General features: G+C 67.8%; 24 protein-coding genes and 1 tRNA gene. 13 read left to right on the forward strand and 12 right to left on the reverse strand.

The annotated features are described in order from the left end of the window. The first annotated feature begins 81 nt into the window (after window positions 1-81). Entirely contained in the window at window positions 82-858 is a 777-nt protein-coding gene (locus AL346_RS10285) for an APH(3')-II family aminoglycoside O-phosphotransferase (protein ID WP_019402260.1), read from the forward strand. Between the two features lie 32 nt (window positions 859-890). Here AL346_RS10285 and AL346_RS10290 read toward each other — a convergent pair whose 3' ends face one another. The 4 genes from AL346_RS10290 to AL346_RS10305 are packed head-to-tail and all read right to left on the reverse strand — an operon-like array spanning window position 891 to window position 4,858. Beyond that, window positions 891-2,066 (reverse strand): ROK family transcriptional regulator, encoded by a 1,176-nt coding sequence (locus AL346_RS10290; protein ID WP_053193618.1) that lies wholly within the window; start codon window positions 2,064-2,066, stop codon window positions 891-893. Beyond that, a complete protein-coding gene (locus AL346_RS10295; protein WP_019402258.1) occupies window positions 2,063-3,355 on the reverse strand; it encodes a TRAP transporter large permease in 1,293 nt (430 codons plus the stop codon). The genes AL346_RS10290 and AL346_RS10295 overlap by 4 nt, the downstream gene beginning before the upstream one ends. Continuing rightward, on the reverse strand, window positions 3,348-3,863 hold the full coding sequence (locus tag AL346_RS10300; protein WP_019402257.1) for a TRAP transporter small permease: 516 nt from the start codon (window positions 3,861-3,863) through the stop codon (window positions 3,348-3,350). The genes AL346_RS10295 and AL346_RS10300 overlap by 8 nt, the downstream gene beginning before the upstream one ends. Window positions 3,864-3,889: 26 nt before the next feature. Next, window positions 3,890-4,858, reverse strand: a complete 969-nt coding sequence (locus tag AL346_RS10305; protein WP_019402256.1) for a TRAP transporter substrate-binding protein — start codon at window positions 4,856-4,858, stop codon at window positions 3,890-3,892. Between the two features lie 171 nt (window positions 4,859-5,029). On the opposite strand from AL346_RS10305, the gene AL346_RS10310 reads away from it, so the two are divergent. The 3 genes from AL346_RS10310 (at window position 5,030) to AL346_RS10320 (ending at window position 7,510) form a co-directional block, all read left to right on the forward strand. Then, the gene (locus AL346_RS10310; RefSeq protein ID WP_019402255.1) at window positions 5,030-5,782 is read left to right on the forward strand and encodes a glucosamine-6-phosphate deaminase; all 753 of its coding nucleotides are present in this window, start codon (window positions 5,030-5,032) and stop codon (window positions 5,780-5,782) included. Window position 5,783: 1 nt separating this feature from the next. Beyond that, on the forward strand, window positions 5,784-6,938 hold the full coding sequence (locus tag AL346_RS10315; protein WP_019402254.1) for an N-acetylglucosamine-6-phosphate deacetylase: 1,155 nt from the start codon (window positions 5,784-5,786) through the stop codon (window positions 6,936-6,938). Window positions 6,939-7,072: 134 nt separating this feature from the next. After that, window positions 7,073-7,510, forward strand: a complete 438-nt coding sequence (locus AL346_RS10320) for a universal stress protein (RefSeq protein ID WP_019402253.1) — start codon at window positions 7,073-7,075, stop codon at window positions 7,508-7,510. A 67-nt stretch (window positions 7,511-7,577) separates the two neighbouring features. On the opposite strand, the gene AL346_RS10325 is transcribed toward AL346_RS10320, so the two are convergent. The 8 genes from AL346_RS10325 to AL346_RS10360 all read right to left on the reverse strand — a co-directional run bounded on the left by AL346_RS10325 (window position 7,578) and on the right by AL346_RS10360 (window position 14,795). After that, a complete protein-coding gene (locus AL346_RS10325; protein ID WP_019402252.1) occupies window positions 7,578-8,414 on the reverse strand; it encodes a universal stress protein in 837 nt (278 codons plus the stop codon). A 96-nt stretch (window positions 8,415-8,510) separates the two neighbouring features. Continuing rightward, on the reverse strand, window positions 8,511-9,059 hold the full coding sequence (locus tag AL346_RS10330; RefSeq protein WP_019402251.1) for a methylated-DNA--[protein]-cysteine S-methyltransferase: 549 nt from the start codon (window positions 9,057-9,059) through the stop codon (window positions 8,511-8,513). A 97-nt stretch (window positions 9,060-9,156) separates the two neighbouring features. Continuing rightward, on the reverse strand, window positions 9,157-9,951 hold the full coding sequence (locus AL346_RS10335) for a putative hydro-lyase (RefSeq protein ID WP_019402250.1): 795 nt from the start codon (window positions 9,949-9,951) through the stop codon (window positions 9,157-9,159). Between the two features lie 48 nt (window positions 9,952-9,999). After that, window positions 10,000-10,686: a DUF2848 domain-containing protein gene (locus AL346_RS10340; RefSeq protein WP_019402249.1), complete on the reverse strand. Its 687-nt coding sequence runs from the start codon at window positions 10,684-10,686 to the stop codon at window positions 10,000-10,002. 32 nt (window positions 10,687-10,718) lie between these two features. After that, on the reverse strand, window positions 10,719-12,002 hold the full coding sequence (locus AL346_RS10345; RefSeq protein ID WP_019402248.1) for a TRAP transporter large permease: 1,284 nt from the start codon (window positions 12,000-12,002) through the stop codon (window positions 10,719-10,721). Then, window positions 11,999-12,613 carry a TRAP transporter small permease subunit gene (locus tag AL346_RS10350; RefSeq protein ID WP_040404437.1) on the reverse strand — a complete coding sequence of 205 codons (615 nt, stop codon included), beginning with the start codon at window positions 12,611-12,613 and terminating at the stop codon, window positions 11,999-12,001. Before AL346_RS10350 ends, AL346_RS10345 begins: the two co-directional genes overlap by 4 nt. An 82-nt stretch (window positions 12,614-12,695) precedes the next feature. Further along, the gene (locus tag AL346_RS10355; RefSeq protein ID WP_019402246.1) at window positions 12,696-13,742 is read right to left on the reverse strand and encodes a TRAP transporter substrate-binding protein; all 1,047 of its coding nucleotides are present in this window, start codon (window positions 13,740-13,742) and stop codon (window positions 12,696-12,698) included. A 132-nt stretch (window positions 13,743-13,874) separates the two neighbouring features. After that, a complete protein-coding gene (locus AL346_RS10360; RefSeq protein WP_019402245.1) occupies window positions 13,875-14,795 on the reverse strand; it encodes a LysR family transcriptional regulator in 921 nt (306 codons plus the stop codon). Window positions 14,796-15,060: 265 nt separating this feature from the next. Here AL346_RS10360 and AL346_RS10365 point away from each other — a divergent pair, with 265 nt between their 5' ends. From AL346_RS10365 to AL346_RS24605, 9 genes are all read left to right on the forward strand, one after another. Further along, a complete protein-coding gene (locus AL346_RS10365; protein ID WP_019402244.1) occupies window positions 15,061-16,059 on the forward strand; it encodes a TerC family protein in 999 nt (332 codons plus the stop codon). Between the two features lie 125 nt (window positions 16,060-16,184). Next, on the forward strand, window positions 16,185-17,771 hold the full coding sequence (locus tag AL346_RS10370; protein WP_019402243.1) for a gamma-glutamyltransferase family protein: 1,587 nt from the start codon (window positions 16,185-16,187) through the stop codon (window positions 17,769-17,771). A gap of 58 nt (window positions 17,772-17,829) precedes the next feature. Next, window positions 17,830-18,489 (forward strand): deoxyribose-phosphate aldolase, encoded by a 660-nt coding sequence (gene deoC, locus AL346_RS10375; RefSeq protein ID WP_019402242.1) that lies wholly within the window; start codon window positions 17,830-17,832, stop codon window positions 18,487-18,489. A 41-nt stretch (window positions 18,490-18,530) separates the two neighbouring features. Then, window positions 18,531-19,874: an amidase family protein gene (locus AL346_RS10380; RefSeq protein ID WP_026015142.1), complete on the forward strand. Its 1,344-nt coding sequence runs from the start codon at window positions 18,531-18,533 to the stop codon at window positions 19,872-19,874. 384 nt (window positions 19,875-20,258) lie between these two features. Next, window positions 20,259-20,335: transfer RNA gene (locus tag AL346_RS10385), tRNA-Arg, on the forward strand. A gap of 492 nt (window positions 20,336-20,827) precedes the next feature. Next, window positions 20,828-21,511: a Crp/Fnr family transcriptional regulator gene (locus AL346_RS10390; protein ID WP_019401561.1), complete on the forward strand. Its 684-nt coding sequence runs from the start codon at window positions 20,828-20,830 to the stop codon at window positions 21,509-21,511. A gap of 189 nt (window positions 21,512-21,700) precedes the next feature. Then, on the forward strand, window positions 21,701-22,459 hold the full coding sequence (locus AL346_RS10395) for a sensor histidine kinase (RefSeq protein ID WP_082312486.1): 759 nt from the start codon (window positions 21,701-21,703) through the stop codon (window positions 22,457-22,459). 18 nt (window positions 22,460-22,477) lie between these two features. Next, the gene (locus AL346_RS10400) at window positions 22,478-22,651 is read left to right on the forward strand and encodes a CsbD family protein (protein ID WP_019401563.1); all 174 of its coding nucleotides are present in this window, start codon (window positions 22,478-22,480) and stop codon (window positions 22,649-22,651) included. A gap of 425 nt (window positions 22,652-23,076) precedes the next feature. Further along, the gene (locus tag AL346_RS24605) at window positions 23,077-23,241 is read left to right on the forward strand and encodes a DUF3309 family protein (protein WP_019401564.1); all 165 of its coding nucleotides are present in this window, start codon (window positions 23,077-23,079) and stop codon (window positions 23,239-23,241) included. Window positions 23,242-23,261 lie beyond the last annotated feature (20 nt).

The raw sequence follows: 23,261 nt of genomic DNA on the forward strand, positions 1-23,261 counted from the left end.
CCGGCGGATAATCCTGCCGCGCGGCCAGTATTGCGGCGCGGCAGGTGAAGAGCGATCGGCGTGACTTCGGTGAACTTGCAGATGGTGCCCGAGCTACCGCGCGCCTGGGCGGCGGATCTTTCCGACTACGCGTGCCGCCCGCAGACGATCGGCTGCTCCGAGGCCGCGGTCTTCCGGCTCGAGGCGAAGGGCCGCCCGACCCTGTTCGTGAAGGCGGAGCCGGTCGGGCCGCTTTGCGAGCTGCCGGATGAGATCGCCCGGCTGCGCTGGCTTGCGGGGCAGGACGTCGCCTGCCCGCGCGTCCTCGCCGAGGCTGAGGAGGCGCAGCGCCACTGGGTTCTCATGAGCGCCGTGGACGGTCGCGACCTTGCCTCGTCGCCCGATCTCGCGCCCGAGCGGATCGTGGCGATCGTGGCCGAGGCCCTGCGCGGCCTGCACGCGCTCGATGCGCATGCCTGCCCCTTCGATCACCGGCTCGAGGGCCGCATCGCGCTCGCCCGGGCGCGCATGGAGGCCGGGCTCGTGGACGAGGCGGATTTCGACGAGGAACGCCTCGGCCGCAGCGCGGCCGATCTCTTCGAGGACCTGCTTGCCGGCCGCCTCGACGGGGAAGACCTCGTCGTCACGCATGGCGATGCCTGCCTGCCCAACCTCCTCGCGCAAGCCGGACGTTTCACCGGCTTCGTCGACTGCGGCAGGCTCGGCGTGGCGGACCGCCACCAGGATCTGGCGTTGGCGAGCTGGAGCATCCGCCATAATCTCGGCGACGACTGGGTCGAGCCCTTCCTGCGATGCTACGGCGGCGCCGTCGATCCCGACCGTCTCGCCTTCTACCGCCTGCTCGACGAATTCTTCTGAAGGCGCCGCGTCGCTGCAGCCGGTAGGGGCTATCAGGCCAGCAGCCGCGCGAGCGCCGTATTGAGCGGCGCAGCGGCGGCGCCCTCGCGCTCGAGTTCCCGGCTGCGCTGGTCCGCCTGCAGGTCCGCTGCCGGCGCGCCGGGCAGGGTGCCCTCGCGCGCCAGTGCCTCGCGCAGGCTGCTCCACACGGCCGCATTCGCCACGAAGGGGCCGGAGACGATCACCCGCCGCGGAAACAGAACCCGGCAGAGATTGCCGAGCGAGACGACCATCGCCTCGAAGGCCCGCTCGAAGCACGGCACGCCGAAGAGCCGCGCATCGCGCAGGCGCAGCCCGGCCAGATGCTCGTCCGTGGGCACCTCGAGCCCGGCTTCGCGCAGGCCTTCGCCGCAGGCCCACAGCCCTGCCACCGTCTCGAGGCAGCCGATACCGCCGCACCGGCAGGGCCTCGCCTCGCCGCCCATCCGCCAATGGCCGATCTCGCCGAAGCGGCCAGCCGCGCCGTTGACCGGCACGCCGTCGACGGCATAGGCCGCGCCGATGCCCCAGCCCCAGTGGACGAGCAGCGTGCCGCCGGACGTGTCCTGCGCATGTGCCAGCCGGGCGGAGAGCTCGACGTCGAGATTGCGCGCGACCGAGACGGGCAGGCCGCGCGGGCCGACCGCCGCCGCGGCGTCGAAATCGCGCAGCGCCGGCCAGCGGGAAGAGAACAGCCAGCGGCGCGCCTCGGCGTCGAGGACGCCGGACAGGGAAAAGCTGATCCCGGCGAGCTCGGTCGCCGTCGGCGCGGCGAGGGTGACCTCGTCGAGGAGCGCGCCGAGGACGCCCGCCATGTCCGCATTGTCCGCCTGCGGAGGCACGTGGCGGCTGACGCGCGCCAGCTCCTGCCCCGCGAGGTTGACGCAGCTCGCCGCGATCGACTGGCTCTCGACCTGGTAGACGACGGCCGCCAGCCGATGCGGATTGGCGATGAGCACGCCCGACGGCCGCCCCCGCCCGCCGGACGGCCGGTGGCTCTCGACCACGAGCCCGCTCGCCACGAGATGCCCGACATGGTCGGACACGGATGTCGAGCGCAGGTGCAGGGCGTCCGACAGCTCCCGGCGCGCGCTCGCCCGCCCGGCCATCAGCGTGGCGAGCACGCGCCAGCGCTCGGCGGCATGGGCGGTCGGGAGGGGCGGGCGCAGCAGCGGAGAAGGGCCGCTCATCGGAAGAGACTCGGCAATCCAAGGGAGAGGGCCGGAACGTAGGTGACGAACATGAGAACGGCAATCATCACCACATAGAAGGGCACGAGGACGCGCGTCGTGCGCTCGATGCTGGTCGGTGCGATGGAGCAGCCGACGATCAGCGAGGTGCCGACGGGTGGCGTGCACAGGCCGATGCCGAGGTTGATCAGGAGGACGACGCCGAAGTGGATGGGGTCGACGCCGATGCTCTTCACGATCGGCAGGAGGATCGGCGTGAGGATGAGGATCAGCACGCCCATGTCCATCAGCATGCCGAGCACGATGAGGAGGGCGTTGATCGCGAGAAGCACCACCCACGGCTCGCGCGAGACCATGAAGATCGCCTCGGCCAGCAGCGCCGGCACCTTCAGGTAGGACAGCAGGAAGCCGAAGGCCGACGACGTCATGATGATGGCGATCACCATGGCGAGCGTGCCGAGCGATTCCCTGAGGACGCGCAGGATCGCGGCGCGGTCCATGGTCTTGTAGACGAAGACGGTGACGAGGAGGGCGTAGACCACCGCGACGGCGGCCGATTCCGTCGCGGTGAAGATGCCGGCCACGATGCCGCCGACGATGATCACCATGGTGAAGAGGCCGATCGAGGCGTCGATCGCGGTCTTCAGCCCCTCGCGCCAGCCGTAGCGCGTGCCCGCCGGATGGTTCTGGCGCACGGCCAGCACATAGGCGAGCACCATGAGGGCGAGGCCGAGGAGGACGCCCGGCAGGTAGCCGGCGAGGAACAACTGGCCGATCGGCAGCCCGCCGGCGGCGAGCGCGTAGTAGATCATGTTCTGGCTGGGCGGGATCAGGACACCCTGCACGGACGAGGTGACGGTGACCGCCACGGCATATTCCGGCTTGTAGCCGCGCTTGACCATCGCCGGGATGAGGAAGGAGCCGATGGAGGCGACATCGGCCACCGACGAGCCGGAGATGCCGCCGAAGAGCGTGCTGGCGAAGATGTTGACCTGGGCGAGCCCGCCGCGGATGCGCCCGACGATGATGTCGGCGAAGCGCACGAGCCGCTCCGAGATGCCCCCTTCGGACATGATCTGCCCGGCGAGGATGAAGAATGGCACGGCGAGGAAGGTGAAGCTGTAGAGCCCGTTCACCATCCGCTGCGCGACGAGCAGGCTCGGCACGCCGAGATACCAGGCGGTGGCCAGCGACGAGAGGCCGAGCGCGAAGGCGATGGGCACGCGCAGCGCCATGAGCCCGAGGAAGCCGCCGAGCAGGATGATGATGCCGATCGTGTTGCTACTCATGCCCGGGCAGTTCCTGTTCGGCCAGCTCCGGCCGCCGCGGGGCGACGCGCCCCGCGGCGAGGTTGAACAGCCCGTTGACGCTCATGAGTGCGCCGCCGACGAGCACCGGGTAATAGAGCCAGGCGCGCGACAGGCCCGTTGCCGGCATCACCTGCACGCCGGCGAGGCGGATGAGGGCGAAGCTCTGCCACAGCAGGACGAGCGAGAAGACGACGAGGAGCGCCTCGGCGAGAAAGTCGACGCTGCGGGCGAGGGGCAGCGGCAGCCGGTCGCGCAATGTGGTGATGGCGATATGGCCGTGGCGGCGGATGCCGATGGCGATCGCGATCATCCCGAACCACACCAGCATCAGGAGCGCGACTTCCTCCGACCAGCTCGTCGGGCTGTTGAAGAGAAAGCGCAGCACGACCTGCAGCGCCGTGACGGCGATGATGCCGACGAGAAGGAGATGGCAGACCATCTCCATCAGCCTGTCGACCGCGTCGAGAAGCCAGTCGATCTTGCGCATCACCGCCGCCGCTCTCCCGCCGACCGTCAGTCGACCGCCTGGATGCGCGCGATGAGCGGCTTGAGCGCCGGGAACTCGTCGTAGATCGGCTCCACGGCCTTGCGGAAGGGCTCGTTGTCGACGGAGACGATGGTGACGCCGGCGGCCTCGACCTTCTTCTTGGCTTCCTCATTGGCCGCGAACATGGCCTTGCGCTCGAACTTCGCCGCCTCGTCCGCCGCCTCGACGATCGCCTTGCGGTGCTCTTCGGAGAGGGAATCGAACTTCTGCTTGTTCATGACGAGGATGGCCGGCGGGCTGAGATGCCCGTCCTCGATGAGATTGGGCGCCGCCTCGTAGTGCGAGGAGGTGACGTAGCTCACATAATCGTTCTCGGCGCCGTCGATGACGCCGGTCTGCAGGGCGGAGAAGACCTCGCCGTAGTTCATCGGCGTCGGCGTCGCGCCGAGGAGCTCCACCATGCGCGTCGAGATGCGGGCCGGCTGCACGCGGATCTTCAGGCCCTTGAGGTCCTCGAGGCTTTTGACCGGCTTGCCGGCGCGCGTGTAGAAGTTGCGCGTGCCCGCCTCCATGTAGGGAAAGCCGACGAGCCCCACCTTCTCGAGGTCGGCCGTGACCTCCTTGCCCACCTCGCCATCGAGCACCTTGTACTTGTGCTCCGCGTCGCGGAAGACATAGGGCAGCGTGAAGACGCCCATGGAGGGGCTGACATTGGCGAGCACGACAGAATTGACGCGGGCGAGGTCGATGATGCCGGCCTGGGTCTGCTCGATCGTCTCCGGCTCCTGGCCGAGCTGCGCGCCCGCATAGACCTCCACCTTCACGCCGCCCTTCGTCTTCTCGTCGACGAGCTTGGCGAATTCGCGCATGGCGATGGTGACGGGGTTGTCGTCCGGCTGGTTCTCGGCGAGCCGCAGGACGACCTCGGCCTGGGCGGCGCCGGCAGCGAATAGCGCCGCAGCGGCGATGATGGTTGCAAGCGAAGCACGCTTCATTGGTTCCTCCTCCACGATTGTATCCCCTAGCGTGCGGTTCCCCTCGGCCACCGTCAATCTGTTTTTGAACGGATCGTGACAAAAATTATTCTGGCTCGGCAGGCGCCATTCGGGCTACCGTTTGTGACGGCATTGAATTTTATGATCATCGATCGTTCGAAAGGATGCGGCATGGACATCTCGGTCTTCCCGGACAAGGCGAGCCTCGGCCGCGAGGCGGCGCGCATCGGCGGGGACGCCATCGCGGCGGCCGTCGCCGAGAAGGGCAGGGCGACCATCATCGTCGCCACGGGGGCGAGCCAGTTCGAGATGCTGGAGGCGTTGACGGCGCGGCGCGACATCGACTGGTCGCGCGTCACCGCCTTCCATCTCGACGAATATGTCGGGCTGCCGACAACGCATCCCGCGAGTTTCCGCCGCTATCTCGAGGAGCGTTTCGTCAAGCCGCTCGGTGGGGCCGTCACCTTCGTGCCGGTGAACGGTGATGCGGCGGATGCCGCGGCCGAGACGCGGCGCCTCGGCGATTTCATCCGCAGTGAGACGGTCGACGTGTGCTTTGCCGGCATCGGCGAGAACTGCCATCTCGCCTTCAACGACCCGCCGGCGGATTTCGATACCGAAGAGCCCTATATCGTCGTGACGCTCGACGAAGCCTGCCGTCGGCAGCAGCTCGGCGAGGGCTGGTTCCCGACCTTCGAAGATGTGCCGCAGCAAGCCATCTCGATGAGCATCCGGCAGATCATGAAATCGCGGCTGCTCGTCGTCTCGGTGCCGGACGCGCGCAAGGCCGAAGCGGTGCGCCACGCGGTCGAGGGGCCGGTGAGCCCGCAACATCCGGCCTCGATCCTGCAGCAGCATCCGGCCTGCCGGCTCTTCCTGGACGAAGCCTCGGCCGCCGGGCTGAAGGGGCGCCCGGGGAAGTGACATGAGCAACCTCACCGAGCGCGCACCGGAGCCGCTGCGGCTCGACGACGGCCTCGAGGTACGGGACTGCCCTGCCGATGCGCTCTGGCGTGCCGGCGAAGGCCGGCCGGCGCCGACAGGCTCGCACTTTCCGGCCTGCGGCACGCCGGGCCTCGTCGATCTCCAGGTCAACGGCTTCGCCGGCGTCGACTTCAACGACGCGGGGCTGACCGCCGAGGCGCTCGACCATGCGCTCCTCGCCGTGCTGAGGACGGGCGTCACCAGCCTTCTGCCGACGATCATCACCGCGACGCGCGAGGAGCTGCTCGCGCGCTTTGTTGCGCTCGATAAAGCCGTTGCCGGAAGCCGCCTCGGGCGGTGGATGGTGCCGGGCTACCATCTCGAGGGGCCGTTCCTGAACCCCGCCGACGGCTATGCGGGCTGCCATCCGCCCGCGGCGATGAGGGGAGCCGACATGGCTCTCGTCGACGAGATCGAGCGGCATCTCGCGCGGCCGATCCTCATGGTGACGCTGGCGCCGGAGGTGGAGAACGCGGACGCCTTCATCGCGGCTGCGGTGGCGCGCGGCAAGTGCGTCGCGGCCGGCCACAGCCGCGCCGACGAGGACAGCCTGGCCCGCGCGGTTGCAGCCGGCCTCAGCCTCTCCACCCATCTCGGCAACGGCCTGCCTCAGCAATTGCCGAAGCTTGCCAATCCCCTCTTCGCGCAGCTCGCCGAGGACAGGCTGACCGCGACCTTCATCGCCGACGGCATCCATGTGCCGCCGCAGGCGCTCAAGGTGATGATCCGCGCCAAGGGGCTCGACCGGTCCATCCTCGTCACCGATGCGGTCGCAGCCGCCGCCGCGGCACCGGGCCTGCACCGTTTCGCGGGCATGGACATCGAGCTTGCGGAAGACGGCACGGTGCGCAACCCGGGCAGCCGCTACCTGGCCGGCTCCTCGCTCTGCCTCGATGCCGCCGTGCGCAATATCGTCGCCTTCGGCGCCGCGACGCCGCGCGAGGCGCTCAGGCTCGCCTGCGCCAACCCCAGGCGCGTCCTGGCGCCTGCCCTTGCGGCGCATGGCGCCGCTCTCGCCGCCTCGCACCTGCGCTGGGGCCCGGAGCTTCGCCTGCACTCGGCAGCCGTCGGCCCCTTCGAGATCCGGCTCGACTGAGCGGCTGGGCGGCCGGGGTCCCAATCTCGTCCGAAGGTCGTACAATCGGCTTGATCCTGCGCAAGGCGGCGCTGTGCGCCACCCCCTTACCCTTCCTGCGCATCGACAAAGGGAGCGCCAAGAAGGGGAGCGCCATGTACAAGAACATTCTCATTCCGACGGATGGTTCGCTCTTGTCGGCTGCGGCCGTGGAGCAGGCGATGGCCTTCGCGCGCGACGCCGGGGCCAAGGTGACGTTGCTGACTGTTGTCGAGCCGTTCCATCTCCTGACGACGGATGCCGAGCAGCTCACGGACACACGGGCGGAATACGAGGCTCACGCACGCCGCCGCGCCGCCGGCTTTCTTTCCTCCGCGAGCAATGTCGCGCGGGTGAACGGTGTACCCTACGAGACGGTGCAGGTGGTAGACGAGGAGCCCTACCGCGCCATCATCGATACCGCCAAGGAACGCGGCTGCGACCTCATCGCCATGGGCTCGCATGGGCGCGGCGGCGTGGCCGCCGTCGTGCTGGGCAGCGTCACGCAGAAGGTGCTCACCCACTCGACGATCCCCGTCCTCGTCTATCGTTGAGCGGGCAGCGACGGAACAAGGCCGCCCCTGCGGATGCCGGGGCGGCCTTTTCTTGCGTGGCATCGGCCTAATGGGCCATCAGCATCGGCACCGGGCAGTGCGTCAGGAAATCGCGCGTCGCCCCGCCCAGCATCCACTCGCGCAGGCGCGAATGCCCGTAGGCGCCGAGGACGGCGAGATCGGCGCCGCTCTTCTCGATCTCGTTGAGGAGCGCGCGGGACACCTCGCGCCATTCCGGCAGATGCCGCAGGTCGACCCTGACGCCGTGCCGGTCGAGATGGCGGGCGATGTCGGCGCCGGGCTCCTCGCGGTCCTCCTCGGGCGGGCCCTCGGTGTCGACGGTGGCGACGACGACCTGCTTCGCCAGCCTGAGCAGGGGCATCGCCTCGGCCACCGCGTGGGCAACTTCGCGCGTATCGTTCCAGGCGACGAGCACGGTCCCCAGTGGACGGGCGGAGACGTTCGGCGGCACGAGGTAGACCCCGCGGCCGGAGCCGAACAGGGCCGCCTCCACCACCTCAGGCCAGCGGGATGACTCGTCGGCGCCGTAGGGGCGCAGGGTGACGAAGAGATCGCAGGCGCGCGCCTGCCGCGCGACGGCGCTCCAGACGGCATCGGCGAAAAGATCGAACCGGCGCAGCTCGGTGGGGGCCGCGAGCGCGTCGAGGCGCTGCGCCAGGCGCGTGGCATGGGCGTCGCCTGCCGCCTCGGCCTGCAGCCGGTTTTCCTCGAGGATGCTGGCCACGGCGAGGCCGTCGGCCGCGGGAATGACGGGCGTCGGCACGACGTTCGTGAAAAGGCCGGTCACATGGGCATCGAAGTGCCCGGCGATGGCTTCGGCATGGATGATGCGTGTCTCGTCTTGAGCACTGCCGTCGAGATGCACGAGAATGTCGCGGATCATGGTGAGGCTCCCTGTCGCCTGTCGACGGAGCATCGTGGAACCGCAGCGGCGGCCGCGCCTTGAGGTCGCTCAAAGGCGACCTGCCCGCGGCAGATCCTAGAAGGCGAAGGACTGCTGCGCCGGCTCCGGCGCAAGGTCGATCCCTTCCAGCGCCAGCATGCGCAGCTTGGCCGTAGTGCCGCCGGGGGCGGAGAAGCCGCCGAGCCGGCCGCCGGCCGCCAGCACCCGGTGGCACGGGATGATCAGCGGCACCGGGTTCTCCGCCATGGCCCGGCCGACGTCGCGCGCCGCCTCCGGACCGGCGCCGACCTCGCGCGCGAGCGTGCCGTAGGTCGTCGTATGCCCCCAGCCGACGCGCCGGGCCGCGGCATAGATCTCCCTGGCGAAGGCATCACGGCCGGAAAGGTCGAGCATGCAGGCCGAGAAATCCGTCTCGCGGCCGGCGAAATAGGCTCTTGCCGCCGCGATCGTCTCGGCGACGGGCGGAGGCGGCGTGCCTGGGATCGCGTCCGGAAGGCGCCGTTTCAGCAGGCGCTCGGTGCCGGCGGCGTCCGTGGTCGGCAGCTGGAAGCGCACGATGCCGCTCTCGCTCCACGCGATGCCGCAGAAGCCGATGTCCGTCTCGAAGATGGCGTAGTGATGCATCGTCCGGCCCGTTGCTGTTCGGGGCCGGACGAGCATAGCCGGCGACGCCGTCCGGGTAAATTCTCGCCCGCCGTTGTCGCGGGGGCGTGAACGCCCTCTACATCACCGCGACGGCGCTGTTGCTGAGGTCGGTGACGAGCATGTGCCCCGGCGCGTGCGAGATCGAGAACGGCGGGCGGGCATGTTCGATGACGGACTGGGGCGTCACGCCGCAGGCCCAGAACACCGGGATCTCGCCGGGTCGGATCTCGACGGGATCGCCATAGTCCGGCTTGCCGATATCGGCGATGCCGATCGCGGCCGGATCGCCGAGATGCACCGGCGCCCCGTGCACGGCCGGAAAGCGCGACGTCACCTGCACGGCCCGGATGGCCTGGGCGGCGGTCAGGGGCCGCATGGAGACGACCATCGGCCCGCCGAACGGGCCGGCCTCAACGGTCGGCACGTTGGTCCGGTACATCGGCACGTTGGTGCCCTGCTCGATGTGGCGCACCGGCAGGCCGTCGGCGAGCATGGCATCCTCGAAGGAGAAGGAGCAGCCGATGAGGAAGGCGACGAGGTCGTCGCGCCACAGGTCGCGGATGTCCGTCGGCTCGTCGACGAGCTCGCCGTCGCGCCAGACGCGGTAGCGCGGCACGTCCGTGCGGATATCGACGTCGCGCCCGAGCGTCGGCAGCATCGGATCGCCGGGCTCGGACACGGCGACGAGCGGGCAGGGCTTGGGATTGCGCTGGCAGAAGCGCAGGAAATCGTGCGCCAGCGCCCCGGGCAGGATGGCGAGATTCGCCTGGACGCGCCCCGGCGCGAGATTGGCCGTATGCCCCGTCAGCTCGCCCGCACGGGCGGCAAGGCGCACCGCATGGGGATCCGTGCGGTCGAAGTCTGGTGACATGGATGATGTCCCTCTTGCACTTGGCCGGGCCGCTCCTGGCCGGGCGGCTCACGCGACTTCCGGCAGAACCTCGATGTCGTAGCCGTGGCTGAGCGAGCGGCCGCTGTGCGGGTCGAAGAGCTCCATGGCGAAGGACGCAGCCGGGCGGATGCCCCCGTTCGCGCCGACGGTGCCGCAAAGCATCGCCGTGCCCTCCGGCAGCATGGCTGCGCCGCCGGTGAAGCCCGCGACGAGGTCGAGCGGCGGCTGCAGCGCGGCGAGCCGGCCCTCCTGGTAGACGACGCGCGTGCCGTTCTCGACGATGTGCGAGCGGATGACGAGCTCGTCCCAGTGGCCGGCGACCTCGGCGAAGCGCCAGGCCTGCCGCGCCACCGGCTTGGCGCAGACCTGCTTCGACAGGGCGACGCTGACGGTCTCGAGCTTGCGGTCGGTGTGGTCGGAGGAGAGGCTGACGAAGAGTTCGCCGCCGGCCTGGAAGAGGAAGACCTCGACCTCGCCCGAGCTCTCGCCGCCCACCACCTGGATGCGCGGCGCCTGGGTCAGCAGGCTGTCAGATACGCGGTAGTAGAGCGGCACCGTGCTCGGCCGCGGCACGCCGATGGCGGCGAGCTCCTCGATGTGGTGCTCGATCGCGTGGCGATCGCGCCCGGCCCAGCCGGCGATGATGAGCGACACAATGTCGATGTCGAGGGCACCGGCGCCCGTGGCGCCGGCGATGTCGAAGGCAAGTCTCATGATGGTCCTTCAGCGGTAGGAAGCTTGGTCGCTCACCCGAACAGGCCCGGCAGCCACAGGGCGAGCGCCGGGAAGAAGGCGAGCAGCGCGAGCATGAAGAACATGGCGAGGACGAAGGGCAGCGTGCCCACGATGACCGCGTCCATGGATCCGGCCTTGCGCAGGCTCTGCACGACGAAGAGGTTGAGCCCTACGGGCGGGGTGATCAGCGCCGCCTCGACCAGCACGATGATGACGACGCCGAGCCAGATCGGGTCGTAGCCGATGCCGATCATGATCGGCGCGATGATCGGGATCGTCGTGATCATCATGGAGAGCGTCTCCATGAAACAGCCGAGCACGAGATAGAAGACGACGATGATCAGCAGCATCCAGCCGGGCGACAGGCCGAGGCCGCTGATCGAGCCGGTGATGGCATCGGTGAGGCCGGTCGCCGACATGATGAAGTTGAGGAAGCCGGCCGCGATCACGATCAGCATGATCATGGCCGTCGATTTCATGGCGCCCTCGACGGCGCCGCGCAGCATCGTCCATGTCAGGCGGCCGAAGCAGGCGGCGAGGATGAGGGCGCCGAGCACCCCGAGCGCCGCCGCTTCCGTCGGCGTCGCGAGCCCGGCATAGATCGAGCCGACGACGAGCAGGAAGATGCCGAGCGGCGGGGCAAGATGCACGAGGCCGCGGAAGCGCTCGCCCCACGAGGCGCGGACCTGGTGGCCGCTCCAGCCGGGCCGCGCCAGGCAGCCGCCGGCGATGACGGCCATGAACAGGCTGGCCATGAGCAGGCCCGGGATGATGCCGGCGAGATAGAGCTTCGGCACCGAGGAATTGGTCAGGACGCCGTAGATGACGAGGTTGATCGACGGCGGGATGAGAATGCCGAGCGTGCCGCCGGCCGCGATGCTGCCGAGAAAGAGCGGCTCGTTGTAGCCGTAGCGGCGGATCTGCGGGATGGCGACGGTGCCGACCGTGGCGGCCGTTGCGACGCTCGAGCCGGAGGTGGCGGAAAAGAGCGTCGAGGCGCCGATATTGGCATGCATCAGCCCGCCGGGCAGCCACGACAGCCACAGGCTCATGGCCGCATACATGCGTTCTGCGAAGCCGGCTCGGAGCAGCACTTCGCCGAGGAGGATGAAGAGCGGGATGGCGACGAGCAGGAATTCGTTGTTCGTGCCCCAGGCGAGCTCGCCCATGGCGCGCGTCAGCGGCAGCATGGAATAGAGCGGGTCGAGGATGAGCCCGAGCACGCCGAGCGCCGCCCCGACGGGGATGGAGAGTCCGATGAGGACGAAGAGAAGGACGAGCGCGGTCGCGATCATGCCGCGGCCTCCTTGACGAGGCGTTCGCCGGCCGCCGCCTCTTCCGCCGCCTCTTCCTTCGCCGAGCGCACGCCCGCGATGGTCTTGACGGTGTCGATGTCACCGGTGACGAGCGCAATCGAGGCGCGCAGCAGCATCAGCGCGAGGACGAGGCACATCCAGGCGAGCCCTGCGAGCCACAGCCCCTGCGGGATGTAGAGCGGCGTGCCCAGCGGCGTGTTGGCGGTCGAGCTCTCGGCCCAGGAGGTGGCGACGACGTCGTAGGCGTAGAAGGTCAGCATGGCCATGAAGACGCCGAGCGCGACGATGGAGATCCAGTCGAGCACCGCCGACAGGCGCACCGGCAGGTGCTGGTAGATCACGTCGACGCGGACATTGGCCCGCTGCAGCGTGGCGAAGGCGAGCGACCAGGACGTGCTGATGGCGAAGGCATAGCTCGACAGTTCGTCGGCGCCGCCCGTGCTGAAGCCGAAGAACTTGCGCGCGATGACGTCGAAGGAGATCAGCAGCACGCTGCCGATGGTGAGGGCGCCGCCCGCCCAGACGGCGAGAAGCGACAGGCGTTCCGCGCCGCGCGTCAGGTCGGCGAGGGAAAGACGATGCAGGGACATGGGCTCCACCTCGTCGGGATCGGTGGCGCCGCCGCTGCGGCGCCTCGGGTGAGTGCGCCGCGCGGGGCGGCGCACCATTCCCTTACTTCGAGACGGAGATGTTGAGCACCTTGCCGACGGTGTCGTTGAAATCCTTCACGCAATCGGCCGAGCAGCGCGCCGCCCACTTCGGCAGCACCATCTCACCCAGCACGCCGCGCAGCTGCTGGCGGTCCGCGTCGCTCGGCGTTACCAGCTTCATCTTGCCCTTGACCGGCAGGGTGCAGGCATCCGAGCCCGTGTTGCAGGCATAGCCCAGCTCCGTCTGCTCGGCGGCCGCCTTCCAGATGTCGTCGACGAGCGTCTTGACGTTCGTCTCGATGAAGGCCTGCACCTTGGGGTCGAGCTTGTTCCAGGCCGCCTGGTTGACGGCGTGGATCTGCTGGTTCCAGTTGATGGGCAGGGCATAGAGGTGCGTGGACACCTCGTACCACTTGGCCGAATACCCGGAGAGCGAGCCGGTGATGGCGCAGTCGACCACCTTGTTCTGCAGGGCCGGCACCACCTCGCCGAAGGCCATCGTCACGCTCGTGCCGCCGAAGGCCTCGACGAACTCGGCCTGGGTGCGGCTCGAGGTGCGCACCTTCTTGCCGTTGAGGTCGGACAGCTTGTTGATCTCGGCGTTGCAGAACAGCACCTGCGCCGGATAGGTCGAGATGCCGAGCAGCTTCACCTTGGCGCCATCGCCGTAGAACTTGGCGTAGACCGGCGTAAAGGCCTCGGTGACGGCGCGTGCCGTCGTCACGTCCGGGGCGAGGCCGGCGAGGTCGATGGCCTCGTTGATGGCGTTGTCGCTGGCGAAATAGGAGAGGGTGGCGGTGCCGAACTCGACGACGCCCTGGGACATGAGGCGCAGCAGTTCCGGCCCCTTCAGCCCCATCTCGTTGAAGCCCTTGATCTCGGCCGTGATCTGGCCGTTCGACAGCTCCGGCACCTTCTGGGTCCAGAACGGCTTCTCGTAGTCGTTGTAGGCGGTGAGGTTGCTGAGGCCGCCGACGATCTTGAGGTTCGTCTTCGGCAGGTCCTGGGCGAGCGCGGCCGATCCGGCGAGCGCGGCTACGGCAACGGCGGCACGAAGAAGGTGTTTCACGGTGTCAGTCCCCTGCTGGTCTTGTGGCGGCTTTTCCGCCGGGCCGGCCGCAGCCGGCGCCCCGCCTGCATTGCAGCTCGGGATTGATTTTCATGTCCAATCGTATGTTCGAATGGGGGGTATAAATTCAATTCAACCCTCCGTCTCCGGACCGCTCGTCATGCCGCTGTCGGCCTGGGCAGCAACCTCCTGCGCCATCACGGCGATCACGCGGGCGGCGTGGCTTTCCGGGCCGTTGATCCAGGTGGCGGTGAAGCTCAGGTCCGGCAGCGGATCGGCCTCGACATCAATAATCTTCAAGTCTCCGCCGGCGAGCTCCTTGCCGAGGAACACCGGGGCGATCACGGCCGTGCCGATGCCGTCGAGCGCCATGCGCACCACCATGGAGAGGGAGGCGCTGCCGTAGAGCCGCGCCTTCACGCCGGCGCGGGCCAGCATGTCGCGCAGCACGAGATAGGGCCGGCTGTTGGAGGGATAGGTGATGATCGGCCGGTCCGACAGGCGCTTCAGCGTGATCGGCCCGTCGCCGAGCTTCAGCCGCGGGCTCGCCACCCAGGCGAGCGGGTTGGTGCACAGGTGGATGTTCTCCACCCGCTCCTCCAGCACCGGACCCATAAGGAAGGCGAGGTCGATCTGCCGTGACATGAGGTGCGAGCGCAGCACCATGGAGCTGTCCACCTCGATCTCGAGCGCCAGCGCCGGATAGGCGGCGTGCACCTTCTCGATGAGGCGCGACAGCCAGGTCTGCACGATGGTCTCGGCGACGCCGATGCGCACGGTGCCGCTCATCACGTTCTGGTCCTGGGCGGCGCGCACCATGTCGCCGCGGAGCTGGATCATGCGCTCGGCATGGGAGAGCAGCTCCTGCCCCTTGGCGGTCAGCGTCACGCCGCGCGCGTCCCGCTCGAACAGGCGCACCCCCAGCGCCTCTTCGAGCGAGGCGATGCGGTGCGACACGGCCGGCTGGGTCGTGCCGAGCTTTTCGGAGGCCGCGCGCAGGCTGCCGAGCGCCGCCGCCCAGAAGAAGGTCTCGATGTTCCTGAGATCGATCATCGCCGGCCCGTCCCTCGAACTCCACCTCCCCGCGTCTTAGCGCATCGGGAGATCGTGCGGGGCAATTTCGATCAGTCGCCGCTCCGGGCCTTGCAATCGGCCCTGCCGCTTCCCATGTGCCGTGCCGCGGGCCGGGCCCCTCTGGCGATGCCGATGCATCGTGATGTCGGACCGTATCGGGTGAACCCGATGCAGGGTCCGGATTTCTGCTTTTGTCCAGTCAGGGCTTTGCACCGGGTTTCCCCTCCGGACAGAGAGGAAACCGATGGACGTTCTCACCAGCCTTTTTCTTGGCCATCCGCTGTGGATGTGGCTCGGCTTCATGGGCCTCGTCATGGCGCTCCTGGCGCTCGACCTCGGCGTGCTGCATCGCGGCTCGCGCGAGATCGGCGTTCGCGAGAGCCTCGCGCTCTCCGCCTTCTACATCGTGCTCGGCCTCGGCTTCGGCGGCTTCGTGTGGTGGCAGCTCGGCGCCCAGTCGGGCGTCGAATATGTCACCGGCTTCGTGGTCGAGAAGAGCCTCGCGATGGACAACATCTTCGTCATCGCGATGATCTTCGGCTTCTTCGCCATCCCCCGGCGCTACCAGCACCGCGTGCTGTTCTGGGGCATCCTCGGCGTCATCGTGCTGCGCGCCATCATGATCGGCTTCGGCGCCGCCCTCGTCGCGCAATACGAATGGGTGCTCTATCTCTTCGCCGCCTTCCTCGTCATCACCGGGCTCAAGATGCTGTGGTGGGGCGACAAGGAGACGGACCTCGCGCAGAACCCGCTGCTCAGGCTGATCAAGCGCCGCTTCCGGGTGACGCGGCGCCTGCACGGCGAGCGCTTCTTCGTGCGCCGAAGCAGCGGCAACGGCCGCAGCTTCCTGTTCCTGACGCCGCTGTTCCTGGCGCTCGTCTTCATCGAGATCGCCGACGTCATCTTCGCGGTCGACTCGGTGCCGGCCATCTTCGCCATCACGACCGATCCCTACATCGTCTACACGTCGAACATCTTCGCCATCCTCGGCCTGCGCGCGCTCTATTTCGCGCTCGCCGCCGTGCTGCACCGCTTTGCCTATCTCAAGCAGGCGCTGGCGGTCCTGCTCGTCTTCATCGGCTCGAAGGTGTTCGTCGCCGATCTCCTCGGCTGGACGAAGTTCCCGGCCGAATGGTCGCTCGCCGTGACCTTCGCCATCCTCGGTGCCGGCATCGGCTGGTCGCTGTGGAAGACGCGGGACGAGGAAGGCGCCGGCGAGGGGCAGAAGCTCATGTCGCATTGACCGCCCCGCCCTCGCACGCAGCGCCCTTGCACGCAGCGCCCGCCACTGTTACCGCCATGGGACGGACAGCCGGCGCGGCGCTGCACCGCGCGTGGGCGGCTGTGACTAGAACGGCGGGGTCAGGCATGCGCGATTTCTTCAGGCCGGGACGTGGACCGACACTCGCGGGCGAGGCCGCCATCGCCACATCCCATCCGCTCGCGACCGCGGCCGGGCTCGATATCCTCGCCTCCGGCGGCAATGCGGTCGATGCCGCCATCGCGGCGGTTGCCGTGCAATGCGTGGTCGAGCCGCACATGACGGGCATCGGCGGCGACTGCTTCGTCCTCTACGCCCCGGCCGGTGGCGAGGTCCTTGCCCTCAACGGCAGCGGTCGCGCCCCGGCGGCGGCGAGCGTGGGACGCCTCAAAGACCTCGGCGTCTCCACCATCGAGCGCACCAGCCCCCATGCCGTCACCGTGCCGGGCGCCATCGCCGCCTGGACGAAGCTGCACCGCGACCACGGCCGCCTGCCGCTGGAGCGGCTCTTCGCCCGCGCCATCGCCTATGCCGATAACGGTTATCCGGTCACCGCGCGCGTCGCCCTCGACTGGGCGGAGGAGGTGCCGCTTCTGGCGCGCGATGCCGGCGCCAAGGCCGTCTACCTGCCCGGCGGACGCGCGCCGACCGAGGGCGAGCGGCACGCCCAGCCGCTGCTCGGCCAGCGCCTCCGCGAGATCGCCCGCGACGGCGCGCCGGCCTTCTATCTCGGCCGCACGGCCGAGAGCCTGGTGCGCTTCCTCAACGGCCTCGGCGGCCTGCACACGCTCGAGGATTTCGCCGACGCGGTCGACGGCGCCGATTATGTGACGCCGATCGTCACCAGCTATCACGGCTATGACGTCTACGAATGCCCGCCCAACGGTCAGGGCCTCGCCGCGCTCATGATGCTCAACGTGCTCGCCGGCTTCGACCTGTCGGAGAAGCTGCCGCTCGCCGAGCGCGTGCACCTCCATGCCGAGGCGACCAAGCTCGCCTACCATCACCGCGATGCGCTCATCGCCGATCCCGCGCATCTGCCCTATCCGGTCGAGCAGTTGCTCTCGGACGAGGTGGCGCAGGCGCTGCGCGGTCGCATCGACATGGGGCAGGCCGGCGCGCCGGCGCTCTGGCACGAGCCGGAGCACCGGGACACGATCTATCTTTGCGCGGTGGACCGCGACGGCAACGCCATCTCCTTCATCAATTCGATCTTCCACGCCTTCGGCTCGACGCGGCTCGACCCGGAGACGGGTATCGTGCTGCACAGCCGCGGCGCGTCCTTCAACCTCGTCGAGGGCCATCCCAATGCCATCGGCCCGCGCAAGCGGCCCATGCACACCATCATTCCCGGCCTCATGCGCCGCGGCGGGCGCACCGTCGCGCCCTTCGGCGTGATGGGCGGGCACTATCAGGCAGCCGGCCACGCGGCCTTCCTCTCCGGCGTGCTCGACCGCGGCCTCGACGTGCAGGCGGCGCTCGATGCGCCGCGCAGCTTCGCCTTCAACGGCGCGCTGGAGGTGGAGCCGACCCTCGGCGAGAGCGTCATCGCCGCGCTCGCCGCCAAGGGCCACACGATCAAGCCGCGCACCTCGCCCTTGGGCGGCGGGCAGGCCATCTGGATCGACCATGCCCGCGGCGTGCTGCACGCCGGCTCCGACCAGCGCAAGGACGGCTGCGCCCTCGGCTTCTGAGCTTGCGGGCGCTGCGCGGCGCGCCCTATAAGGTGTGCGCGAGGCAGAGGCGGCACATATGACGACCCTGACGCGCGCCGAACTTGCGCGCACCATCGACCATACGATCCTGCGGGCGGATGCGACGCGCGCCGATGTGGCGGCGGTCTGCCGCGAGGCGCGCGAGCACGGCTTCTTCTCCGTCTGCGTCAATCCGGTCCATGTGCCGGATGTCGCCGCGGCGCTCGCCGGCAGCGACGTCGCCACCTGCGCCGTCGTCGGCTTCCCGCTCGGGGCGACGCCGTCCCTGCTCAAGGCGTCCGAGGCGCGCTGGGTGGTCGCTGCGGGCGCGCGCGAGGTCGACATGGTCATCGACGTCGGCGCCCTGAAGGAGGGGCGGGAGGGCGACGTCAGCGCCGATATCGCCGCCGTCCGCGAGGCGTGCGGCCCCGCGCTGCTCAAGGTCATCATCGAGACCTGCCTCCTTTCCGACGCTGAGAAGGAGGTGGCCTGCCGCCTCGCGGTCGCCGCCGGCGCCGATTTCGTCAAGACCTCGACCGGCTTCGGCAAGGCCGGCGCGACCGTGGAAGATGTCGCGCTCATGCGCCGGATCGTCGGGCCGGACATCGGCGTCAAGGCCTCGGGCGGCGTCCGCACGCGCGAGGACGCTCTGCGCATGCTCGCCGCCGGCGCCTCGCGCATCGGCGCGAGCGCCAGCGTCGCCATCGTGACCGGCTGACCGCATCACACGCCATATCCATCCAGGGACAGAAGAACGGCATGGCTCATCAGACTTTGACCGACATCGCGGCTGACCTTGCGTCGGGCCGGACGGATTCCGTGCGCCTCGTCGAGGAGGCGCTCGACAAGGCCCGCGCGGCCCCCGCCGTTTTCATCACCCTCATGGCCGAGGAGGCGCTGGCCGAGGCCCGCGCCGCCGCCGCGCGCCGGCGCAACGGCCAGGCGCTCGGCCCGCTCGACGGCATCCCGATCGCCTGGAAGGACCTCTTCGACATCGCCGGCACGCGGACGACCGCGGGCTCGCGCACGCGCGACGATGCCCCGCCCGCGCGCGAGGACGCGCCGGTGGTCGCGGCATCGCGGCGGGCGGGGCTCATCCCGCTCGGCAAGACCAATCTCAGCGAGTTCGCCTTCTCCGGCCTGGGCCCGAACCCGCATTTCGGTACGCCGACGCCGGATTTCCCCGGGGTAGCCCCGCGCGTGCCCGGTGGCTCGTCCTCCGGTTCGGCGGTTGCCGTTCAGCGCGGTATCGTTCCCCTCGGCATTGGCACGGACACGGCCGGCTCGGTGCGCGTGCCGGCGGCCCTCAACGGCCTCGTCGGCTTCAAGGCTTCGGGCGGGCGCTATGACATGGCCGGCGTCTTCCCGCTGGCGAAGAGCCTCGACAGCCTCGGTCCGATCGCCCGCACCGTCGCCGATTGCGCGACCATCGACGCCGTCATGCGGGGCGCCGGGCGGCCCGTCGAAGCCGCCTCCGCCGCACCGGAGATCGTCGTCGATCCGGCCGTGCTGGAGGAAGACGGGCTCGAGGATATCGTGCGCGCCAATTTCGAGGCCGTGCTCGCCCGTCTCGAAGCATCGGGCGCCCGCGTCCGCCGCGTGCCGGTGGCCGCCTGGCGCGAGGCGCGGCGCGCCATCACCGAGATCGGCTGGCTCGGCGCCGTCGAGGCGCGCGCTTGGCACCTTGAGGCCATCAGCGGCCCGAAACGCGACCTCATCGATGCGCGCGTCGTGAAGCGGCTCGACGGCGCGGCGGCGATCACGGCCGAGGCCGCCGAGCGCCTGCGCGGCCTCCGGGCCACGCTCACGCGCTCGATCGCCGATGAGCTTAACGGCGCGCTGTTCGCGCTCCCCACGGTCAAGCACGTGGCGCCGGAGCTCGCGCTGCTCGAAGCGGATCCCGAGTTGTTCGCCCGCATCAATCTCGCCACGCTCACGCTGACCATGGCCGGCAGCTTCCTCGACATGCCGGGCCTCGCCATGCCCTCTGGAACGGATGCCGAGGGCCTGCCGACTTCGGCCCTGTTCTCGCGCCCCTCCGGCGACGACGACGCCATCCTCGCGGCCGGGCTGTGGATCGAGCGCAGCCTGAGTGGGCGCTAGAGGGGCGGATCCAATCAGGTTGGATCATCGACCTGATCGGGCCCTCCTCCCGCCGGAAGAAAGCCTTGCGACCTGTCGGCTTGAAAGCGCATTGAGCGGCAGGGCTTCGGCCGCGACTGGTCCCCTGTCCGATATCGTCGGGGACGAGCGCCAATCCCCGATTGCAGGAACGCCGAAGCTGGGCTAGGTTGCGCCCGCTTCGGCTCAGCACCCGTAGCTCAGCTGGATAGAGCGCTGCCCTCCGAAGGCTGATGTCAAGGGGCTGGTAGAATATGAGGAGACCAAAAGAGGTAGTAGGAACAAGGATTTGCGAGGTCTTCGTTCTTGCCTTTCAACTCGCGAAAAGTTCACGTAAGCACTGCGTAAGCAGTTGCGACACGGTAAGCACCCGTAGCTCAGCTGGATAGAGCGTCGCCCTCCGAAGGCGAAGGCCACAGGTTCGAATCCTGTCGGGTGCGCCAATTTACTGATAAGAAGCAATGATTTATAAATGGCGTGTTTGAGACAGGCTGCCCCCCGACGCCGCATGGGACAAATTTGGGACAATTCCAAGGGGCTCTGCCAACCAGGTCCGCTGTACAGCTGGCAACCGCCGTCGCAGCGTTGCCCTCAACTGTCGGGAATGCGCCGATTGCGTTGAAGAAGTCGACGTAGAGAACGGCGCGCGTGACGAACGACCGCTGGTGAGACGTGACGCCGCCGCTTGATGCCGGCTGCGGCGCCGGCATCAGGATGAGCTTGGCAAGCTTCCTGCTCAGCCTGCCTGATGGCGCGGCTTGCCTCAACATCGGCGAGTGAGGCGAGAGGTTGCCGTGGTCTGGCGCGAACTCAGCCGATGACTGAGCCGCGTGATGGACCAGAGTCAAAGCGCTACAGAGTATGCTATTGCTCTATCACGCGGATTCCGATCGGAGCCTTTCGTTCTGAAGTGCGAAGCAGATGGAGCGACTGCCATGGCAAGAAAAACCCTGCTGGCGTTCGATACCAAGGCTTTTCTGGCGCGCGTCGGCAACGGCAGCAGCGTCGGAAGCTATGCCGTCGGGCAGACCATCTTCTCGCAGGGCGATCCCGCAGACGCAGTCTTCTACATCCAGCAGGGCAAGGTGAAGATTTCGGTCGTCTCTGAACAGGGGAAGGAAGCCGTCGTCGCGCTGCTCGGCCCGAAGGAGTTTTTCGGTGAAGGCGGCCTTGCCGGTCAGTCAAAGCGTATTTCGACGGTCGTGGCGCTTTCGGATTCGGTGATTTCTCGGATCGAAAAATCAGCGATCCTCCGGCTGATTCATGAGGAGCCTGAATTTTCGGAGGTGTTCATTGCCCACCTCCTGGGACGTGCCGTCCGCGTCGAGGCCGATCTGATCGATCAGCTCTTCAATTCGAGCGAGAAGAGACTTGCTCGGCTTCTTCTTCTGCTCGCTAATTTTGGCAAGGAGAGCGAACCTGAGCCGATGATCGCGAAGATCAGCCAGGAGACTCTTGCCCAGATGGTCGGCACCACGCGCGCCCGCGTCAGCTTTTTCATGAACAAATTCCGCAAGCTCGGCTTCATTTCATACAATGGCGGTATCGAGGTTCATCGGTCGTTGCTGAACGCAGTACTCCACGATCAACCTCACATCGATCCAGATGTCGATGGCTGAGCCACAGATTGTTGGTCGGGGTGATCAATTCTGCACAGTCGTCAGCTCTGCAGGCGCATAGGTTAATAGCGCGGGGGTAATTCCCCTCTGATCCCAAATTTCCTTAAGCGGCCCGAGGCCGCCCTGGACGTTTATCCCCGCCGCGCCCGGTGGGAATGAGCTTGGGCGCCAATTGGTGGGAGCACCAACATGACAACACTGAATCTGGTCAGGCAGCCGCTCCGGACGACCCCGTTTGTGACTGGACGGCTGCGGCCCTTCCCGGAGATCCGCACGCGAAGCCCCCAAATGACCCCGGCGCGGATGGCGGCGCTGCTTCAGCACAAGGACACCCTCCTGCAGGAAGTGCATCACCGTGTCGGCAACAGCCTGCAGATCATCGCCAGCATTCTGGCGCTCGACGCACGCAAAGTGCATTCCGACGAGGCGCGCCTGCATCTGGAGAATGCCCATCGACGCATCCTGGCGGTGGCCACCGTGCAGCAGCAACTCCAGATTTCACGCGAGGGCAGCGAATTTGAACTCGCGGCCTACCTGCGCCAGCTTTGTGAAAATCTGACTGCATCAGTTGTTGGCAACACCGCGCGGATCGCGATCGATGTCCAGGCCGATGTCGGTGCGGTTTCTTCCGCTGTCGCGACGAACATAGGTCTCATTGTCACCGAATTGGTCATTAACGCGCTGAAGCATGCGTTCATCGCCGAGGCTGCCGCCGGCAGGATCACGGTGACCTATCGGGTCGAAGGGCACGGCTGGCGGCTTACCGTTTCCGACAACGGAGTTGGTAAGCTGAATGGCCATCAACACCCGTCTGCATTGGGCCTTGGAACGGGCATCGTCGCGGCGCTTGTCAAGCAACTCAACGGGCGCCTCGAGACTGCAATCGGGCCGAACGGTTCTGGAACCGCGATATCGATCACCGGTCGCTTCGAATACCCAGCCCACTAAAGCAGAGGAGAAGAAGTCATGGACAAGGACCGCGTCATAGGTTCGGCGAAGGAAGCCAAAGGCAAGGTCAAGGAAGCCGTCGGCAAGGCCGTTGGCGACTCCAAGCTGGAAGCCGAAGGCACGGCCGACAAGATCGAAGGCAAAGTGCAGAACGCGGTCGGCGGACTGAAAGACGCAATAAAACGGAAATAGGTGCGGGACCGCGTTTCTCTGCCAATCATGAGCCAAATCCAGCGAGATCCCGCAGAGCTACCTCGATGTCGACGAGTCAAGCACTGTTTCCCCCGCCGGGCGTCATCCCCCGCCCCCTCGACGTCCGGCTTAAGGACCCCGGTCGGCACCCCACCGGCCGGGGATTCTTTGATCGAGGTCATCCAATCATGAATCGCAATGTGCTCTATCTGTCATCGGTGTGCTTGCCGTAGTCGCTGTGGTTCTAGGATATCAATTCTACCAACAGCAGCAGAGTACCACCGGCATACAGATCGAAGTGGGCGAGGGTGACGTTTCTATCGAGACCAAGTAGAACGGCCGCGCCGTAGGGCAGAGCCAATCCGGTTTCCAAACTCGCGTTCAAAGGGCATCGTCCGGCTCAGTCGGGCAACGGGAGATAGATCATGTCGATCGGACTCATACTCATCATCATTCTTGTCATCTTCCTGCTCGGTGGCTTCAGCGGCCGCTTCGGTGGCTACGGCTACGGGTTCGGTCATGGCGGCGTTGGTGTTATCGGCGTCATCCTAATCATTCTCGTCGTTCTGGTTCTCATGGGTAGGCTTTGACCTCAGCGCCTTGGACTTCG

Source organism: Chelatococcus sp. CO-6 (assembly GCF_001271345.1).
Taxonomy (GTDB): Bacteria; Pseudomonadota; Alphaproteobacteria; order Rhizobiales; family Beijerinckiaceae; genus Chelatococcus_A; species Chelatococcus_A caeni.

Coding starts and splice junctions, on each gene's coding strand:
- AL346_RS10315 (WP_019402254.1), top strand. CDS start 5,784: ATGAGCAACCTCACCGAGCGCGCACCGGAGCCGCTGCGGCTCGACGAC.
- AL346_RS10305 (WP_019402256.1), bottom strand. CDS start 4,858: ATGAAGCGTGCTTCGCTTGCAACCATCATCGCCGCTGCGGCGCTATTC.
- AL346_RS24605 (WP_019401564.1), top strand. CDS start 23,077: ATGTCGATCGGACTCATACTCATCATCATTCTTGTCATCTTCCTGCTC.
- AL346_RS10350 (WP_040404437.1), bottom strand. CDS start 12,613: ATGTCCCTGCATCGTCTTTCCCTCGCCGACCTGACGCGCGGCGCGGAA.
- AL346_RS10395 (WP_082312486.1), top strand. CDS start 21,701: ATGACAACACTGAATCTGGTCAGGCAGCCGCTCCGGACGACCCCGTTT.
- AL346_RS10380 (WP_026015142.1), top strand. CDS start 18,531: ATGGCTCATCAGACTTTGACCGACATCGCGGCTGACCTTGCGTCGGGC.
- AL346_RS10325 (WP_019402252.1), bottom strand. CDS start 8,414: ATGATCCGCGACATTCTCGTGCATCTCGACGGCAGTGCTCAAGACGAG.
- AL346_RS10335 (WP_019402250.1), bottom strand. CDS start 9,951: ATGTCACCAGACTTCGACCGCACGGATCCCCATGCGGTGCGCCTTGCC.
- AL346_RS10390 (WP_019401561.1), top strand. CDS start 20,828: ATGGCAAGAAAAACCCTGCTGGCGTTCGATACCAAGGCTTTTCTGGCG.
- AL346_RS10330 (WP_019402251.1), bottom strand. CDS start 9,059: ATGCATCACTACGCCATCTTCGAGACGGACATCGGCTTCTGCGGCATC.
- AL346_RS10320 (WP_019402253.1), top strand. CDS start 7,073: ATGTACAAGAACATTCTCATTCCGACGGATGGTTCGCTCTTGTCGGCT.
- AL346_RS10340 (WP_019402249.1), bottom strand. CDS start 10,686: ATGAGACTTGCCTTCGACATCGCCGGCGCCACGGGCGCCGGTGCCCTC.
- AL346_RS10345 (WP_019402248.1), bottom strand. CDS start 12,002: ATGATCGCGACCGCGCTCGTCCTTCTCTTCGTCCTCATCGGACTCTCC.
- AL346_RS10300 (WP_019402257.1), bottom strand. CDS start 3,863: ATGCGCAAGATCGACTGGCTTCTCGACGCGGTCGACAGGCTGATGGAG.
- AL346_RS10370 (WP_019402243.1), top strand. CDS start 16,185: ATGCGCGATTTCTTCAGGCCGGGACGTGGACCGACACTCGCGGGCGAG.
- AL346_RS10310 (WP_019402255.1), top strand. CDS start 5,030: ATGGACATCTCGGTCTTCCCGGACAAGGCGAGCCTCGGCCGCGAGGCG.
- AL346_RS10365 (WP_019402244.1), top strand. CDS start 15,061: ATGGACGTTCTCACCAGCCTTTTTCTTGGCCATCCGCTGTGGATGTGG.
- AL346_RS10290 (WP_053193618.1), bottom strand. CDS start 2,066: ATGAGCGGCCCTTCTCCGCTGCTGCGCCCGCCCCTCCCGACCGCCCAT.
- AL346_RS10295 (WP_019402258.1), bottom strand. CDS start 3,355: ATGAGTAGCAACACGATCGGCATCATCATCCTGCTCGGCGGCTTCCTC.
- AL346_RS10400 (WP_019401563.1), top strand. CDS start 22,478: ATGGACAAGGACCGCGTCATAGGTTCGGCGAAGGAAGCCAAAGGCAAG.
- AL346_RS10285 (WP_019402260.1), top strand. CDS start 82: ATGGTGCCCGAGCTACCGCGCGCCTGGGCGGCGGATCTTTCCGACTAC.
- AL346_RS10360 (WP_019402245.1), bottom strand. CDS start 14,795: ATGATCGATCTCAGGAACATCGAGACCTTCTTCTGGGCGGCGGCGCTC.
- deoC (WP_019402242.1), top strand. CDS start 17,830: ATGACGACCCTGACGCGCGCCGAACTTGCGCGCACCATCGACCATACG.